The organism is Salinivibrio sp. MA607, assembly GCF_001996245.1.
Taxonomy (GTDB): domain Bacteria; phylum Pseudomonadota; class Gammaproteobacteria; order Enterobacterales; family Vibrionaceae; genus Salinivibrio; species Salinivibrio costicola.
In genome coordinates, this window is the sequence record NZ_MUFJ01000001.1 from 73,713 (window position 1) to 89,774 (window position 16,062).

The following is a 16,062-nucleotide window of genomic DNA, read 5'->3' on the forward strand; positions in this document are numbered from 1 at the left end:
ATGAGCGAATACCGTTATGCAGTGGTAGACCGTGCGGTGGTGCCCTACATCCTCTCCTTAGCTGACGACCATGAGGCAGCGTCGTGGTGTGTCTTTCTGCCTCCGGTGGATGACGCTTTTGCCCAGGTAGCCCCTTATTTGGTCGAGCTTCCTCCTGCGCTTGAGGATTATCTGCAAGCGCGCCGTGAGCCGTGGGGATTTATCTTTACCACCGAGGAACCAGCGAAGGTTGTGCTCAACCACCTAAGAGCCTTGCTCTCGGTGTACAAAGAAGGCAATCCGGCCCCCATTTTCTGTCGCTACTACGATCCGCGGATCATCTGGGCGCTGTTAGATGCCTGCAAGGTACCGCAACAGTACTATGTGTTTGGTCCCATGACAGAGATACAAACCGGGTACCCACAGGCGCGTGAGATGGCGCTCACGCCCATTAAAGTACATCGCCCGCTGACCGAATTGGTGTTATCTGACACGCAATATCAAGCGGTGCTCGACCAGTGCATGGTTAACCTCAAGCAAGATGTGCAAGAGATATTACAGGCGCTGCCCACACCTGTCTCAGACGATGACCCAGACAGAGGCGTATTCACCGATACCCTCGTGACGCAATTAACCCAATGGGGCGTCACCGTCGTGACCGATATCAAAACCATCGCGTCCTTGTGTGTCTCACACAAGGTTCCAGATTGGGAGGCCTTGCCCGCCGCATGGCATGCCGAGCTCTCTCATTCCCAACGACCTGGCAGCTACCGCGTGAAAACACTGGTAGCCAAATTAGGAGGCCAACATGAGCTGTAATCATCCCCCCGGCGAGGCGTGTCATTGCAATCGCACCGAGCCTTGCCTGATTGGTTATGCGGTGACCGCGGGCGATAGCACACAACAATACCGTGGTGGCGAAGTGATTGGCGAGCCGGTTGTTGTGATTGATGAAGGCGAGGGCGCAGAGGTTGACATTACCCTTGAAGGCAGTTGCCAAGACGCAAAACCGACTTGCCCGAACGGCTATGTGACCGATAATGACGCCTTTGCGAAAGATTTATCGGTTGGACAAAACAGCGGGATTATGGTGCATTCCCCGCCCACCGAGGCGCATGAGCTGTGGAATGTCTTAATGTTGATGCTGGCGGAAGACGCACAAAATGTGCTGCCTTATAAAACCTATCAGGTGTGCGTGACGCAATGTGATGGCCAGCCACAAGAAGAAACCCATCTTATCTATGACATACCCTTGATTGGTAGCATTGCTAAAGCCATCGTCGGTGTACTGTCGAATGACAGTCTGTCTTTTAAGGTTTATCCCAAAGTCGTACTAAAAAGTGAACTGACGCTTTCCTTTAAAAAAGAGACAGAAGAAAAATCGGATGAAGAGCGTTATGACGAGCGCACCGCGCGCTACGAGGAATATCTCAGAAACGGCGGCGCGGAAGCGCATGACCGCACCGAGATCCCCAAGGATGAAATCAAAGAGAAATTTTCGCTGGAGGGAAGCCTCTCGATCAAAGAAGGCAGCACGGAAACGAAGTTTGGCACCGGGTTAACGTACGAAAATAGCAACTATTTACACACACGTGACGTGCAAGATGAATTTGAAAATATACGCGACCAATTAAAACTCATCTCCAGCATTATCGACACCGTCGGTATGATCAAGTCAGGCATGTATAAAGACGCGGGGGCAGAAAAAATCAAGCTGGTCACTTGGGAATTTAAGCCTCCGGTGATCAAGTTAACGGGCAGTCAAGCCACCGCGTTGACTGATAAGGGCGCGATAACCACATCGGGTAAAACCACGCTGGCCCTCGACCCCTTGTTGGACTTTTCGATCACCTTGGATGTGATACTTGCGGCCGCCGCTTACTTTAAAATCAAAAACCTGGTGAAAAAGCTCCAAGAAGAAGCCAAGAAGCTGGAAAAAAAAGTCAAAGAAGGCAACGTTGGGGCATATTTTGGCGCTGAGTTTTTTGTCATGGCCTCAACCAAAATCAACACTCAAGGCAGCATTGAGTTTATCCCAGATGCCAAGCCAGCCTATGCCTTTGATGCCCAGCAGGCCGTCACAATGACCACCGAGATAGGAATACGAGGCGGCGTTAAGGTCTGGGTGTTAGAGGGGCTGTTCGAATTAAAAGGCGGTGTGGTCGCCAATGCCAAGTGCGTACTCAAAGGCGGAGAGGACAAAACCGAGCTTATCTTCTGCCATGAAGGCATTAAGGCGTATGTCAAAATGAAGGTCACGTTTAAGAAGAAAGCATCTGATGATACCGAATCAAACAACCAAGGCGGCCGTGGCGGCTGGCGAGCTGATAGTGAGGCAAAAAAAAGTAAAGAAGAAACACAAGAATGGGTGTGGGTTGAGCCTTTAAGTGCCGATGACTCCCCGCACCGCACCACATTATTCGGTAGCGACTAGCAGAGGATACCATGAGAGCCATAACGTTAATTTTAACTGTCATTTTATTAGCAGGATGTTTTGGAGATAAACAAATGAGGCAAGCGAGAGAGCAGGTGTCGACCGTTGATATCGAGATTGATAACGAAGGCGAGAATCCGCCTGTGTTATACACCGCCAATATCCGTTCACAAACCATGTATTGCTTTGGTGTCATCAATAACATAGATGCCATAGACAACCTAGGCTCGAGCGCGGCCACCTTCTCATCGGGGTTTAACGCTACCGCTTACTTACAGCCGGGAGAAAACCACCTAGAGCTCGGCACGGTACCATCAGGTGCGTATGAGGATGACTTTACCTATCGCGCGGACGATACCTGTCAGGTTACTCTGTATGGTGCATTCCCGGATGGCACTAAAAAAGAGATGTCCAACCTGACCGTCACGGTGGAAGACGGGAAACCGACAATTAAAGACTCCACCACCTATCCGGCAAAATACCGAACGCCACTGGTGAATGTGGATGGAACGCTTGATGGCCGTTTAACCATGTTCTCTCGCCCCCTCCATATAAAAACCCTGCCACGTTGGCGTTGGGTGGATGCGACCCCGTTCGATGAAAATAACCCACGGCACATGAAAATGCTGTATCGCGCTTACAGTAACCTTATCATCTTGCTCAACAAGCGGGATTTTGACGGTTTAAAAATGGCCTGGTCACTAGCGGGGCGAGAGCAGGCTAAAGCAGAAGCCTATATGACTGATCCGGATGAGTTTTTTGATGTGATGGATATATCTGGTGACTTTGAGCGTGCAGAGGACGCAGCGGTTGTTCCACGAAGAGAGTGGCATGAGTACACAGTGAAAAGCTATATGGGCGGAAAGCTAGTGAAGCTCGAAGACCAACGAGGACATTCGCCACTTCGTATCAGCTCTCAAGAGTCTGGCTGGATAAATAGTTTTCTACCGCTATTTGCCATCATTGATGGACGTATGGTGATTGCACGTTAAGGAGGCGCTATGCCAGGGGCAGCACGATTAGGGGATACCGCCGGTGGGCATGGTTGTTTTCCGCCCACCGCAGTGACCAGCGCTAGCGCTGGGGTGATGATTAATGGCAAGCCGGCGGCAAGAGTGGGGGATACCGCCGCCCCACACGGCTGCCCGTGCCCGAAAACCCCACATGGCTCTCATGGTCGCCAGATTGCTGCGGGCGCAACTGGGGTGATGATTGATGGTAAACCCGCCGCCCGCATTGGCGATGCGCTCAACTGTGGTGGCGTACTGATATCAGGCTCCGGGGACGTCATTATTGGCTAAATCGAATCAGGGGCGGCAACGCCCCTGGTTTATCTCATACAGTGTTGATGTTTTTCTTCAGTTATCTTTCATTCAGCGGCTGATTTAGCACGGCTTGAATTGTTAATTGCACTTCTGGTGAGATCAAACCACAGACAAAGTCATTTAAGGCCTGGATGCGCTCAGCATTGGCTTTGGCATCATCGTCTAAATAGCCTTGCTCGCGCAGGGTATCGATAAAGATGGTAAAGACCTGTTTATCGAAAAACTCAGGCGCATTGATACCATGCAAACGGCTGAGTCGTTGCGCTAGCATTTGGCTGTGTTTTTCCAAATCGCGCTTATCAATGTGTGGCTGATGGGTGAACAAGGTCAAGGTAATGGCATAGCGCTGCAGGGTTTCGGCAATGGTACGGCCGAGTAATTGTAGCTCGCCGAGCTTGGCATTATTCATGGTGACTTTGTCGCCCTCACAGCACAACAAGGACTGCGCATGCATGGCATGTAAGAGTGCATCAAAGTAGCTGTCGAGTCCGGCATCATCAAAGCTCATAAAGAGTTCTGCTTTGAGCAAGGGATACAACTGCTGCACACAAGCCCGCAAGCCGGATTGACTGATGGTTTGGTGGGTTACCAGGATTTGTGCAATCAGTGATGGCAGTGCCACTAGGTGGATCACATTATTGCGATAGTAAGTCATTAAGATGGCTTGCTGGCGGTCAAGCGAAATGACTTCACCCATGGTGTCTTTCTCGACCACCAGTTTATTTAACGACAACGCATGCTCGACCAATTCTACCGGCGAGGCTTGTGGGACACTGCTACTGGTGGAATATGGGGCCTGAGTCAGTAGGCCTTGATAGACCGCAAGCTGTGCTTCTAAGGCTTCTCGGCTCAGGGCTCGTTGGCGCGAGGCGAGCAGCGCGGTCGCACAGAGGTTCAGCGCATTGGTCGCGGCGGCATCGTTGATATGGGTCATGACCTTGGTCGCTAACTCACTCACCACTGGATTCATCCAAGCCGGCTTTTGAGGCTCCATTGGATCAATATAATCATGCCAATCTGGCACTTTCTCATTGAGGTGTTGATTGAGCGCAATCGGCTCACCGAAGTTGACATAGCCAAGGCCATAATTGCGCAACTTACGCACGATCCCGAGTACCTGACCAAAGCTCTCTTTTTCTTTACGCTGGCCCTGTAGCTCTTTGGCATAAGTGTTCACTTCCATCACATGCTCGTAGCCGATATAGACAGGCACTAAGGTGATAGGACGCTGTTGCCCGCGCAGCATGGCTTGCAAGGTCATCGATAACATCCCCGTTTTGGCCGACAGTAAGCGACCAGTGCGCGAGCGCCCGCCTTCAGCGAAATATTCGACCGAATAACCGCGGGCAAACAACTCGGCCAAGTATTCACGAAAAACGGTGGAATATAAGCGATTGCCTTTAAAACTGCGGCGAATAAAAAAGGCGCCACCGCGACGGAAGAGCGGCCCGGCAGGGAAGAAGTTGAGGTTGACACCCGCGGCAATATGCGGCGGCACTAAGCCTTCTTTATACAGTACGTAAGAGAGCAGCAGGTAATCCATGTGCGAGCGATGGCAAGGCACATAGACAATCTCGTGACCATCTTGTGCCAGCTGGCGAACCCGTTCGGCATTGTTAACATGAAGGCCTTGATACAGTTTATTCCAAAGCCAGGTTAGAATGCGGTCGCTGTATCGAATCAAACGATACGAAAAGTTTGCCGCAATCTCTTCCATCATGTCGACGGCTTCTTTACGAACTTTTTCAACTGACACATCACGGCTTTGTGCTTCATCGTGGACGACTTTGTCGATGGCCTTTGACGCCAGTAGGCGTTTGAAGAGCAAAGCACGATTAGGTAAGCGTGGGCCTGAAGCCGCGAGTTTTTGACGCGAAAAGTGGATCATTGCCACTCGCGCCAGTTTATGGGCGATCGCCTGATCGGTGCCGTGTTTATCCGCCATATAGCGCAAGGATACCGCTTGGCTTAACCGCACCATGCCATCACGGCCACGCGTAAGGATGGTCCAGAATTTTTCTGGCCCATTCATTGCGTGCAGCGTTGCTTGGTGGCGTTGTGTTTCGTTACCCGGATCGCGTTGCCACAACACGGAAGCGGGAACCAGCTGGATATCCAATTCACTATCTTGACGATGTAAGCGCAGCAGATCTTGAAAATGCGCTAAGGAGCGTTTGGGCAAGTCTTGATCCGCGGAAAAGACCTTACGACCGTGACTAATAAAGACATAGCGCGGCAGTGTGGTATCGCCAATAATGAGGGGCTTTAATGGATCCGGTAATCCTTGACGTAAACAGGTTCGCCGTAGCGTTAATAAATCCGAATGAGACTGAAACGGCAACACGTACACAATAGGACGTGCGAGAGACAGGTTTAGCTGCTCGACCGGTTCAGAGGGGATACATTGGGTTTTTACCCAGGCAGAAAGCGGCAAATTCAATAGCTTGTAATAAATCTTTTGCCAGAGCGCCATGATTGTCAGTGCCTCAAATTCAAAATGCGCGCCAAGGATAGCAGAAAATGGCTGCGAACTTGCAACCAAAGGCAGAGAATTGACGCGAGATTGCGCGCGTTTGAATCGGCTACCGACAATGAGATCCGCTTCTCGTGTCTATAATTAGTCCTTTTCAAGCCGTATGTTACTGGATATACTCACAGTTAACTGTATAAAAAGACAGGTAAGAGCATGAAGCCGTTAACCGCGAGACAGCAACAAATCTTCGAGCTGATTAAAACCCATATTGAAGACACAGGGATGCCCCCAACACGTGCCGAAATCGCCCGTCAGCTGGGGTTTCGCTCCGCGAACGCTGCCGAAGAGCATTTGAAAGCGTTGGCGCGCAAAGGCGTACTCGAGATTATTCCCGGGGCATCACGCGGTATTCGCTTAATTAGCGAAGAAGAAGTGGTGACGCCTGATGACCAAGGCTTGCCTTTAATTGGCCGTGTCGCGGCGGGTGAGCCCATCTTGGCACAAGAGCATGTTGAGAGCCTCTATCAGGTCGATCCAGCCTTGTTTAAGCCAAGTGCCGACTTTTTACTGCGAGTTAGCGGCATGAGCATGAAAGATATTGGCATTCTCGACGGTGACTTACTGGCGGTGCACAAAACACAAGATGTACATAATGGCCAAGTGGTCGTCGCGCGAGTGGATGACGATGTCACCGTCAAACGGCTAGAGAAGAAAGGGTCGAATGTTGTTCTTCATGCTGAAAACGATGAATTTATGCCGATCTCGGTGGATTTAACTGCACAATCACTGACGATTGAAGGTGTTGCTGTTGGTGTGATTCGTAATACCGATTGGATGTGATTTCTCACGTTGGCGGACATTGATGTCCGCCAATGGAATGCGGTTAAAAAAACATCTTTGCATTTCTCTACATTTAAACGATAATTATTATCATCCTTGATTATCGTGTGTGGAGGTGTCCGTGCGTACGCAACAGCATTCTGTTCCCAGTAAGCTATTTAAGCCCATGTGGCTGCGCAGTCGTGAGAGCCTGACTGACAATGGCGTGATCTATGACCCCATGGCGGCCGCCGCATGCCAAGGGTGTGTCATGCAGCCCGAATGTGATTGGCACAATCTCGATCAAACCCAGCTTCTTTATGCCACGCTCACTAGCCAGTGTGATGCCATTGTTAAACAGTTTCTTGCTCAGCATCCCACGGCATGGATCATTAATGTTGGTGGTGGGTTAGATACCCGCTTTTATCGACTGGATAACGGCCGTTGTCGTTGGTTAGAAGTCGATGTTGACGAAACCTTGTTATGGCGAGAGCGTTTATTCCACACCAGTGAGCGTTTCCGGATGGTGCAAGGGTCGGTCAAACAGCTTGATTGGCTGGCGCAACTGGCGGTCCCTGCGGGTCATCCGACCATGTTAATTTGCGATCAAGCCTTACTTGAGTGCACCAACCAAGAAATTTCTGCATTTTGCCAGCATATTAGTCGCTATTTTCCGCAAGTTGAGGCCTGTTTAGTCTTAGCGGGAGATAAGTGCCATAGCCGGATCGGCCAGAAACTGGGGTGTGAATCTTATCAACATGGTTTTGCCGATCCGCGTATGGCGATCATTCAAGCCTTGCCCTGGGCCTGTCGGGTTGAAGAACACTCCCCACTTGATAAACCCTGCCCAAGGTGGCGTTTTTGGCAGCGCGCACTGGCGGCGATGCCGCGTTATCGTCTGCGTTTTACCCCGATGGTGTTGCATATTGAGATCTAGCGCGGCGCGGGTGCCACCTTTCGCTTTCCAGTCTGTGCTTAGCCTCACGATCTTTCTTTGTCTATTTTTTGTCCTTTGGGCAAACCTCTCCTAGATTGAATGTAAACAAAACGTTAATTTTTGTGATCGTATGTATCGCGTTGTTTCCTTAACCTTTGCTTAAGCTGCGTGGGTTTAAGCAAAGGTGCAACGCATTCATGCCTGTGAGCAGGAGGGGGCCGTGTCGAGTTACCATAAATCAATACTGGCATCGGGAATGGCTTTGCTGCCTGGGCAAGTGCAGGCTGCCGAACGTGAAGGGTGGAACCTGACTCAAGGGGTCACGGCCATCAGTCAGCAGGTGTATGACCTGCATATGACGATTTTCTATATTTGCGTGGCGATAGGGGTATTGGTGTTCGGCGTAATGTTTTGGGCCATTATCCGCCATCGTAAATCCAAAGGCGCCAAGCCTGCTTCGTTTCATGAAAGTACCAAGGTAGAAATTGCGTGGACGCTCGTACCGTTTCTCATTTTGGTGGGTATGGCGATCCCCGCCACCCAAGTCTTACTCGATATGGAAGATACCACCAAGCCTGATTTAACCGTTCAAGTGACTGGCTCACAATGGAAGTGGCATTACCGCTACTTTGATCACGATGTTGCCTTTTTTTCCTTGCTTGCCTCTAGCCCTGAACAGATCCGCAACGAAAGACAAAAACGCGATAACTATTTGTTAGAAGTCGACCAACCCTTGGTGTTACCGGTGGGACGCAAGGTGCGCTTTTTGATCACGTCGCAAGATGTGATTCATTCTTGGTGGGTACCGGCCTTCGCGGTGAAAAAGGATGCCAACCCTGGGTTTATCAATGAGGCTTGGACCAAAATCGACAAACCCGGCATTTATCGTGGGCAGTGTGCCGAGCTGTGCGGTAAAGACCACGGTTTTATGCCGATTGTGGTGATCGCCAAGCCGCAAGAAGAATTTGATGCTTGGGTGCAAAAAACCGCACTCACTCAGCAACAAGCTCGCGAAGAAGAGCAACGCTTATTGGGGATGGAAATGCCGATGGATGAACTGATGGCGCTGGGCAAACAAGTCTATGACAGCCGCTGCGGCATGTGCCATCAAAGTGAAGGGCAAGGCATGCCTGGCGTATTCCCAGCGTTAGCGGATGCTGAGATTGCGACGCAACCAAATCGATTGGTCGATCATATCGATATTGTCGTCAACGGCAAAGCCGGCACTGCCATGCAAGCGTTTGGACCGCAATTGTCACTCAAAGAGTTAGCAGCGGTGGTGACATACGAGCGCAATGCGTGGGGCAATGACACCGGCGAGACGGTACAAGCCGCTCAGGTTAACGCGGTGATGTCGGGCGAAGAGCTTTAGGAGCGCACTATGACAGATACAACGCCAGAATCCGTTCATGACGACCACCACCATAAACCGCGCGGCATCATGCGCTGGGTGCTGACCACTAACCACAAAGACATCGGATCCATGTATCTGATTTTCAGCTTCACCATGTTTTTGCTGGGTGGCGCGATGGCAATGGTGATCCGTGCGGAATTATTCCAGCCCGGCCTGCAACTGATAGAGCCCAATTTTTTTAATCAAATGACTACGGTTCATGGTTTGATTATGGTGTTTGGCGCGGTCATGCCTGCCTTTACTGGGCTCGCTAACTGGATGGTGCCGATGATGATAGGGGCGCCGGATATGGCGCTACCACGGATGAATAACTGGAGCTTTTGGATTCTGCCGTTTGCGTTTCTATTATTGATCGGCTCGTTATTTATGGAAGGTGGCGGCCCCAACTTTGGCTGGACCTTCTACGCGCCACTGTCGACTACCTATAGCCCCGATAGCACCGGCTTATTTGTGTTTGCCCTACATATTATGGGGATCAGCTCCATTATGGGGGCGATCAATGTGATTGTGACAATTATCAATATGCGCGCGCCTGGCATGACCTATATGAAAATGCCGCTGTTTGTCTGGACCTGGCTGATAACCGCCTTTTTGCTGATTGCGGTGATGCCGGTATTAGCGGGAGCAGCGACCATGGTGCTGACCGATAAATACTTTGGCACCAGCTTTTTTGATGCAGCGGGGGGCGGTGATCCGGTTTTGTTCCAGCACATTTTCTGGTTCTTTGGTCACCCAGAAGTTTACATCATGATTTTGCCCAGTTTTGGCATTATCTCGGCCATCGTGCCGGCGTTCTCACGCAAACGGCTATTTGGTTACAGCTCCATGGTGTATGCCACCGCCTCGATTGCAGGATTAAGCTTTCTGGTATGGGCACATCATATGTTCACTACCGGGATGCCGGTGTTTGCCGAGCTGTTTTTCATGTTCTGTACCATGCTGATCTCGGTGCCGACTGGGGTCAAAGTGTTTAACTGGGTGGCGACCATGTGGCGAGGCTCGCTAACGTTTGAAGTGCCGATGCTGTTTGCGATTGCATTTATCGTCTTATTTACCATTGGCGGGTTTTCTGGGCTAATGTTGGCGATCACACCGGCTGATTTTCAGTACCACGACACCTACTTTGTGGTGGCGCACTTTCACTATGTTTTAGTCTCAGGGGCGGTGTTCTCGATCATGGCAGCCGCCTATTACTGGCTGCCTAAATGGACTGGGCATATGTTTAATGAAACCCTGGCACAGTGGCATTTTTGGTGCTCAGTGATTTCCGTCAATATTCTTTTTTTTCCGATGCATTTTCTCGGCCTCGCAGGCATGCCACGCCGGATCCCCGATTATGCCCTGCAGTTTGCCGACGTGAACGCCATTGTCAGCATTGGTGGCTTTGCCTTTGGTCTGTCGCAACTCATCTTTTTAGCCGTCGTCATTAAATGCGCGCGTGGTGGCGAGCCTGCTGCCGCTAAACCTTGGGAGGGGGCCGAAGGTCTGGAGTGGACCGTGCCATCGCCCGCGCCTTACCACACCTTTGAGATACCGCCGGATCTGGAGGAAGCGCGCTATGGTCACTAAATCAACGCGCTCCGCTCGTCGTCTACTGTTGCTCGCCGTGGGTATGTTTGGTTTTGCCTTTGCCTTAGTTCCGCTCTACGACGTGTTTTGCGACGTGACGGGCATTAATGGCAAAACGGATACCGAGGCGGCCGCATCCAGTGCTGGCATTAACCAAGATCGCTTGGTGACCATTGAATTTATTGCCTACACCAATCCGGGGATGCGTTGGACATTTGAGCCCCAAGTCAACCAGATGCAAGTGCACCCTGGTGCGACTCACACGATTAATTATCTCGCAACGAATAACGCACGCTATGACACCATTGGTCAAGCCGTACCCTCGGTCTCACCGGGGATAGCCGCGCAATACTTTAACAAGATTGAATGCTTTTGTTTTAACCGGCAGCCATTGCCACGTGGCGAGGACGCGGCGTTGCCCCTGGTGTTTTATGTGGATCCTGAGCTGCCGGATGACATTAACCATTTAACGCTGGCCTATACGCTGTTTGATGTCACCGCCAGTGCCAAGGAATAAGGAGGCGATCATGGCGACGCCTGAACGTTACTACGTCCCAGCTGCCAGTATATGGCCGATTGTCGGTGCGCTGGCGCTGTTTTTAATTGCGGCAGGGGCCGGTGCCACGGTAGGCGGCTTGTTTGGGGGATACGGCCCTTGGTTGTTGCTTGCGGGCACCGTACTGATTGTGGTGATGCTGACCGGCTGGTTTCGCGATGTGATCCGCGAATCCATGCAAGGCCTCTACTCGGCTCAAATGGACCGTTCTTTTCGCCAAGGAATGAGCTGGTTTATTTTCTCTGAGGTGATGTTTTTTGGTGCCTTCTTTGGTGCGCTCTTTTACGCCCGCTTTATCGCCGTACCTTGGCTAGGCGGGGCTAGCAATAATGCGATGACCGCGGCGGTATTGTGGCCGGATTTTGTTGCCCAGTGGCCACTGACTGTCACACCGGGCGGGATAGAAACCACGGCAATGCCCGCGATGGGACTGCCCTTGCTTAACACGCTGATCCTCCTGACCTCGTCGGTCACGCTCCATATTGCCCATACTGCGATTGAAAAAAACCAACGCGGACGGCTGAAGGGATTTTTACTGGCTACCGTCTTACTTGGGGCGGTGTTTATGTTCTTTCAAGGCGAAGAGTATGTGCATGCCTATCAAGAAATGAACTTGCGCCTCGATTCAGGCGTGTATGGCAACACCTTCTACTTACTGACGGGCTTCCATGGTTTACACGTGACCTTGGGAACCGTAATGCTCTTGGTTATTTGGTTGCGCGTGATGCGTGGACATTTTAGTCCTGAGCATCACTTTGGCTTTCAAGCCAGTGCGTGGTATTGGCACTTTGTGGATGTGGTGTGGCTGTGCTTGTTTGTGTTGGTTTACATTCTTTAACTCAGTATGGGCGCGGATTGGGGGCAACCCAGCCCATGGAGAGCGCAATCAGCAATAACACGAAGACAATCACGGAAAACAGCACCCGGCGACCGAGATAACGGGATAAAGGCACTGAATTATCGCCTTTTAATAACACGGGCAAGGCACGAAAGAGGTTAAACAAAATAAAAACCAGTAAACAAATCAGTATGGCTTTGATCAACATAAGCGCTCCTTCGCGCAATGGGTAAGTATGAAACAAGGACGACGAATGGGATTTCTGATATTGACTGTGGTTGTGGTCTTGCTGCTCGTCAAGTTAAGCCATTGGCAATGGACGCGTGGCGCGCAAAAAGCCCAACATCTGGCACGGTTTGACGCCAACCAAACACCACAATCACTCACAGGCTCGGTGCAAAAAGGGCAATACCTGGTGATCGATGGCCAGTTTCGCCCCGAGTTCGCCGTGTGGCTCGACAATCAGATTCACCAAGGCCGCGTAGGCTATCGCCTTTTTCTTCCTTTTATTCCAAGCCAGCAGCCATCGCAGTGGTGGTTGGTTGAATTGGGCTGGATGGCCGCGCCTGCGCTTCGTGCATTGCCGGACGTACCCACGTTAGCATCGCGCTATCAACTGTTCGGATTTGCTGACACACCGTCAAAGCGCGTTGTGCTTAAGCAACAGACGGAAACGCAAACCTGGCCGGTGCGGGTACAACGCATTGATTTACCCACATTGCAGGCACGACTACCCGCGCTAGAGGTGCAGTGGCTGATACGGGCAGAAAAACTGGTGGATGTGACAGCGCCGAGCCGGGATGCCTTGGCGCAAGCAGGGGTGAGGCCGGTGTGGCAGCCAGTGGTGATGCCGCCGACGAAGCACTATGGCTATGCCTTGCAATGGGCACTGATGGCTCTCGCAGTCGGTATCGGTGCGGGCATATGGTGGCACAAAACATAAAGGAAGGAGTGCGAATGAAAGGACGCATGCTTGTCGTGGCATTGATAGGGATCTTTATACTGCCGGTGGTGGTGGCCAAATTAGTGCTCGAGCAAAGTTGGTACCAAAAAGGTGTCACCAATTACGGCCAGTTTCTTGCTGAGCCAGCGACCTTGAATTGGTTACCCGAGCAAGGGCAGTGGCGGTTGATTTATCGGGTGCCAGAACAGTGTGACTTGGTGTGTGAGCAAGCCCTTTTTCAGTTAACGCAAATTCCTATTGCGGTGGGTAAAGAGCGCGATCGCGTCACTAGCGTGGCCCTGACAAGTACTGCACCGAAAGCGCCGGAGGTACTGACATGGCAAACTTTGACGACCGAGCAGGCGCAGGCATGGCAGCAGCAAGCATTTGATAAAAATACTATTTATCTTAGCGATCCGATGAACAATGTGGTGCTGGCCTATCCAGTCAGTGATGATAACACCCAGTGGATTGCGCAAGGTAAAGGCTTATTGCGCGATCTCAAACGGCTTCTCAAGTTGTCTAAGGTAGGCTGATTATGGCAACACGTCGCTACCAACTCGCCGTCTTATCGACACTGATACTGGCCGTGCTGGTGGTTGGGCTGGGCGCGTTTACCCGTTTAACTGAAGCCGGACTTGGCTGCCCTGATTGGCCCGGATGTTATGGCCACTTGGGCGTGCCCGACAGTGGAACTGCGCAATCGGTGGCGATGTTGCGGTTCCCCGACGCGCCCTTGGATGTGACGAAAGCGTGGAATGAAATGCTGCACCGCTATGTCGCAGGCACCTTAGCATTGGCTATTTTTGCGTTGACTTGGATAAGCTGGCGACGCTCCGATTATCGGGCGTTACGGCCGATGACCACGCTGCTGAGTGTGGTGGTAGTCATGCAAGCGGCGCTCGGGATGTGGACGGTCACCTTAAGCTTAATGCCGGTGGTGGTGATGGCACATTTGCTCGGTGGCTTCACTACGGTGTGTTTGCTGGCTTGGCTTGTGGTGTTGGCAGGGGCAATCAAGCTGCCCGTTATGCAAATATCGCCGCCCGCACGCCGCGTGGGCAGTGTGGCAGTGGTCGCCGTGATCATACAGATAGGATTGGGCGGTTGGACCTCAGCAAATTATGCCGCCACGGTCTGTACGCAGTTACCCATCTGCGAAAGCCCTTGGTGGCAGCTTTTCACCCCCTCGGCGTTTAATCCTATCAGCCCTCACAGCGAGACCTACCAGTTTGGCGTACTGAATCATGCCGAGCGGGTGACCATTCATGCCACGCACCGTCTCGGCGCCATGGTGGTCACTGCCTTGGTGCTGGGCTGGGCATGGGTACTTTGGCATGCTGGCGCGCGCGCCGTTGGGCTTGGGGTGATTGTGGTTCTGGCCGTGCAAATCAGCCTGGGGGTGACCAATGTGGTCGCGCTCTTGCCCTTAAGTGTGGCGGTGGCGCATAACCTCGGTGGATTGTCGCTACTGGCCATATTACTGCTCTCCCGGTTTTTATGTCTTTCACCGTCGGCCCGACAAGGATCTCACCATGGCACAGTATCAACGCACCGCTAATGTATCGACGCCTGCTGGCGCTAATTGGCGTGATTATTACGAGCTCACCAAACCGCGCGTGGTTGCCATGCTGCTTCTCACCGCGCTGGTGGGGATGTGTTTAGCCACGCCCGGCTGGCCACCCTGGTCGGCGGTGCTGGTGGGATTATTTGGCATTGGCGCACAAGCCAGTGCTGCGGCGGTGTTTAATCACGTGATCGATTGGAAAATTGATACCAAAATGCAGCGTACTCGCCATCGTCCTGTTGCTGAAGGCCGTGTCAGTCAAGGTGCCGCTTTGGTGTTTGCGGTGGCACTGATGGTGAGCGGCTTTATTACCTGTTGGTGGCTGAATCCGCTCACCGCGTGGCTGACCTTTGCCAGCCTGGTGGGTTATGCGTTGGTATACACCCAGTGGCTTAAACCCGCGACACCGCAAAACATTGTCATTGGCGGTTTGGCCGGCGCAATGCCGCCACTACTTGGTTGGACGGCGGTGACAGGCGAGGTCCACGCGCATGCGCTGCTGCTGGTGATGATTATATTCACGTGGACGCCGCCCCACTTTTGGGCGCTGGCGATTCATCGGCGCCATGATTATGCCAAAGCCGATGTGCCGATGCTGCCCGTCACCCACGGGGTTCGCTTTACTCAGACCATGGTTTTGCTTTACACCTTATTGCTGGTGGTGGTGGGGATTTTCCCTTGGCTGACCGGGATGAGTGGTTGGCTATATCTGGTGGGCGCGACTGCCCTTAACCTCGCTTTTGTCGGCTATGCTTGGCGACTGAAAACCCAGTCGCAAAAAGGCATCGCGTGGCAGACTTTTAAGTTTTCGATATGGCATATCTTCGCGACCTTTGTGGTGCTGCTTGCCGACCACGCGTTGCGCTATTAAGTGGCGCTATTGGAGGGACTACTTAAGCCCTTTTGCCGACAGTACCGTGGCTTTGTCGGCGACAAACGAGACCTTAATGTGTTTGCCATCACCGCCCCACACGCAATGGGTTAATCCCATGGTGTCATCACATTGGCTTGGCTTGCCAACGTGAGCAACTACCACGTCATAACTCATGCCGACCTCCAACTGATCGTAGTTTTGCTTAGTCACTTTCGAGCAACCGGCGAGAAAGACGACCAAGACACAGGCAAAAAAGACGCGCATAACAATACCTCACTCACTGATGTGATCAAAAAACAGGCCTCATGGCCTGTTTTGCTATTAACGTGGTGGT

General features: G+C 51.9%; 17 protein-coding genes. 14 read left to right on the forward strand and 3 right to left on the reverse strand.

The features are described 5' to 3' along the window. The 4 genes from BZG81_RS00385 (at position 1) to BZG81_RS00400 (ending at position 3,714) form a co-directional block, all read left to right on the forward strand. Positions 1-798 carry a DUF4123 domain-containing protein gene (locus BZG81_RS00385; RefSeq protein ID WP_077676505.1) on the forward strand — a complete coding sequence of 266 codons (798 nt, stop codon included), beginning with the start codon at positions 1-3 and terminating at the stop codon, positions 796-798. Further along, the gene (locus BZG81_RS00390; RefSeq protein WP_077676506.1) at positions 788-2,413 is read left to right on the forward strand and encodes a hypothetical protein; all 1,626 of its coding nucleotides are present in this window, start codon (positions 788-790) and stop codon (positions 2,411-2,413) included. Before BZG81_RS00385 ends, BZG81_RS00390 begins: the two co-directional genes overlap by 11 nt. Positions 2,414-2,616: 203 nt before the next feature. Then, the gene (locus tag BZG81_RS00395; protein ID WP_077676573.1) at positions 2,617-3,405 is read left to right on the forward strand and encodes a glycosyl hydrolase family 26; all 789 of its coding nucleotides are present in this window, start codon (positions 2,617-2,619) and stop codon (positions 3,403-3,405) included. 9 nt (positions 3,406-3,414) lie between these two features. After that, the gene (locus BZG81_RS00400) at positions 3,415-3,714 is read left to right on the forward strand and encodes a PAAR domain-containing protein (RefSeq protein WP_077676507.1); all 300 of its coding nucleotides are present in this window, start codon (positions 3,415-3,417) and stop codon (positions 3,712-3,714) included. Positions 3,715-3,775: 61 nt separating this feature from the next. Here the strand turns inward: BZG81_RS00400 and plsB are convergent, their stop codons facing one another. Beyond that, the gene (plsB, locus tag BZG81_RS00405) at positions 3,776-6,211 is read right to left on the reverse strand and encodes a glycerol-3-phosphate 1-O-acyltransferase PlsB (protein WP_077676574.1); all 2,436 of its coding nucleotides are present in this window, start codon (positions 6,209-6,211) and stop codon (positions 3,776-3,778) included. Positions 6,212-6,424: 213 nt separating this feature from the next. Between plsB and lexA the strand changes: the two genes are divergently transcribed. The 6 genes from lexA to BZG81_RS00435 all read left to right on the forward strand — a co-directional run bounded on the left by lexA (position 6,425) and on the right by BZG81_RS00435 (position 12,344). Next, complete coding sequence (lexA, locus tag BZG81_RS00410) at positions 6,425-7,051, forward strand: transcriptional repressor LexA (RefSeq protein ID WP_025744361.1); 627 nt, start codon at positions 6,425-6,427, stop codon at positions 7,049-7,051. A gap of 121 nt (positions 7,052-7,172) precedes the next feature. Beyond that, positions 7,173-7,967 (forward strand): class I SAM-dependent methyltransferase, encoded by a 795-nt coding sequence (locus tag BZG81_RS00415; RefSeq protein WP_025744362.1) that lies wholly within the window; start codon positions 7,173-7,175, stop codon positions 7,965-7,967. 256 nt (positions 7,968-8,223) lie between these two features. After that, positions 8,224-9,339 carry a cytochrome c oxidase subunit II gene (coxB, locus tag BZG81_RS00420; RefSeq protein WP_077576375.1) on the forward strand — a complete coding sequence of 372 codons (1,116 nt, stop codon included), beginning with the start codon at positions 8,224-8,226 and terminating at the stop codon, positions 9,337-9,339. Positions 9,340-9,348: 9 nt separating this feature from the next. Beyond that, a complete protein-coding gene (ctaD, locus tag BZG81_RS00425; protein ID WP_077676508.1) occupies positions 9,349-10,950 on the forward strand; it encodes a cytochrome c oxidase subunit I in 1,602 nt (533 codons plus the stop codon). Next, a complete protein-coding gene (locus BZG81_RS00430; RefSeq protein ID WP_077670153.1) occupies positions 10,940-11,467 on the forward strand; it encodes a cytochrome c oxidase assembly protein in 528 nt (175 codons plus the stop codon). Before ctaD ends, BZG81_RS00430 begins: the two co-directional genes overlap by 11 nt. Before the next feature lie 10 nt (positions 11,468-11,477). After that, on the forward strand, positions 11,478-12,344 hold the full coding sequence (locus BZG81_RS00435) for a cytochrome c oxidase subunit 3 (RefSeq protein WP_236719577.1): 867 nt from the start codon (positions 11,478-11,480) through the stop codon (positions 12,342-12,344). A gap of 1 nt (position 12,345) precedes the next feature. Here the strand turns inward: BZG81_RS00435 and BZG81_RS00440 are convergent, their stop codons facing one another. Then, a complete protein-coding gene (locus BZG81_RS00440; protein ID WP_077461475.1) occupies positions 12,346-12,552 on the reverse strand; it encodes a DUF2909 domain-containing protein in 207 nt (68 codons plus the stop codon). Between the two features lie 45 nt (positions 12,553-12,597). On the opposite strand from BZG81_RS00440, the gene BZG81_RS00445 reads away from it, so the two are divergent. From BZG81_RS00445 to cyoE, 4 genes are read left to right on the forward strand one after another with little or no spacing between them, the layout of a single operon-like run. Further along, a complete protein-coding gene (locus tag BZG81_RS00445; RefSeq protein WP_158011817.1) occupies positions 12,598-13,287 on the forward strand; it encodes an SURF1 family protein in 690 nt (229 codons plus the stop codon). Between the two features lie 14 nt (positions 13,288-13,301). Next, a complete protein-coding gene (locus tag BZG81_RS00450) occupies positions 13,302-13,823 on the forward strand; it encodes a hypothetical protein (RefSeq protein ID WP_077660377.1) in 522 nt (173 codons plus the stop codon). A 2-nt stretch (positions 13,824-13,825) separates the two neighbouring features. Next, positions 13,826-14,848, forward strand: a complete 1,023-nt coding sequence (locus BZG81_RS00455) for a COX15/CtaA family protein (protein WP_077676509.1) — start codon at positions 13,826-13,828, stop codon at positions 14,846-14,848. Beyond that, positions 14,823-15,725, forward strand: coding sequence for a heme o synthase (gene cyoE, locus BZG81_RS00460; protein ID WP_077461479.1), 903 nt, complete (start codon positions 14,823-14,825; stop codon positions 15,723-15,725). The genes BZG81_RS00455 and cyoE overlap by 26 nt, the downstream gene beginning before the upstream one ends. Positions 15,726-15,743: 18 nt before the next feature. On the opposite strand, the gene BZG81_RS00465 is transcribed toward cyoE, so the two are convergent. Beyond that, positions 15,744-15,992, reverse strand: a complete 249-nt coding sequence (locus BZG81_RS00465) for a DUF3862 domain-containing protein (protein WP_077461480.1) — start codon at positions 15,990-15,992, stop codon at positions 15,744-15,746. Positions 15,993-16,062: the final 70 nt, after the last annotated feature.

Excerpts from the sequence above, each read along its gene's own strand:
- BZG81_RS00385 (WP_077676505.1), top strand. The coding sequence starts at position 1 with ATGAGCGAATACCGTTATGCAGTGGTAGACCGTGCGGTGGTGCCCTAC.
- BZG81_RS00390 (WP_077676506.1), top strand. The coding sequence starts at position 788 with ATGAGCTGTAATCATCCCCCCGGCGAGGCGTGTCATTGCAATCGCACC.
- BZG81_RS00400 (WP_077676507.1), top strand. The coding sequence starts at position 3,415 with ATGCCAGGGGCAGCACGATTAGGGGATACCGCCGGTGGGCATGGTTGT.
- plsB (WP_077676574.1), bottom strand. The coding sequence starts at position 6,211 with ATGGCGCTCTGGCAAAAGATTTATTACAAGCTATTGAATTTGCCGCTT.
- lexA (WP_025744361.1), top strand. The coding sequence starts at position 6,425 with ATGAAGCCGTTAACCGCGAGACAGCAACAAATCTTCGAGCTGATTAAA.
- coxB (WP_077576375.1), top strand. The coding sequence starts at position 8,224 with ATGGCTTTGCTGCCTGGGCAAGTGCAGGCTGCCGAACGTGAAGGGTGG.
- ctaD (WP_077676508.1), top strand. The coding sequence starts at position 9,349 with ATGACAGATACAACGCCAGAATCCGTTCATGACGACCACCACCATAAA.
- BZG81_RS00430 (WP_077670153.1), top strand. The coding sequence starts at position 10,940 with ATGGTCACTAAATCAACGCGCTCCGCTCGTCGTCTACTGTTGCTCGCC.
- BZG81_RS00435 (WP_236719577.1), top strand. The coding sequence starts at position 11,478 with ATGGCGACGCCTGAACGTTACTACGTCCCAGCTGCCAGTATATGGCCG.
- BZG81_RS00440 (WP_077461475.1), bottom strand. The coding sequence starts at position 12,552 with ATGTTGATCAAAGCCATACTGATTTGTTTACTGGTTTTTATTTTGTTT.
- BZG81_RS00445 (WP_158011817.1), top strand. The coding sequence starts at position 12,598 with ATGGGATTTCTGATATTGACTGTGGTTGTGGTCTTGCTGCTCGTCAAG.
- BZG81_RS00450 (WP_077660377.1), top strand. The coding sequence starts at position 13,302 with ATGAAAGGACGCATGCTTGTCGTGGCATTGATAGGGATCTTTATACTG.
- BZG81_RS00455 (WP_077676509.1), top strand. The coding sequence starts at position 13,826 with ATGGCAACACGTCGCTACCAACTCGCCGTCTTATCGACACTGATACTG.
- cyoE (WP_077461479.1), top strand. The coding sequence starts at position 14,823 with ATGGCACAGTATCAACGCACCGCTAATGTATCGACGCCTGCTGGCGCT.
- BZG81_RS00465 (WP_077461480.1), bottom strand. The coding sequence starts at position 15,992 with ATGCGCGTCTTTTTTGCCTGTGTCTTGGTCGTCTTTCTCGCCGGTTGC.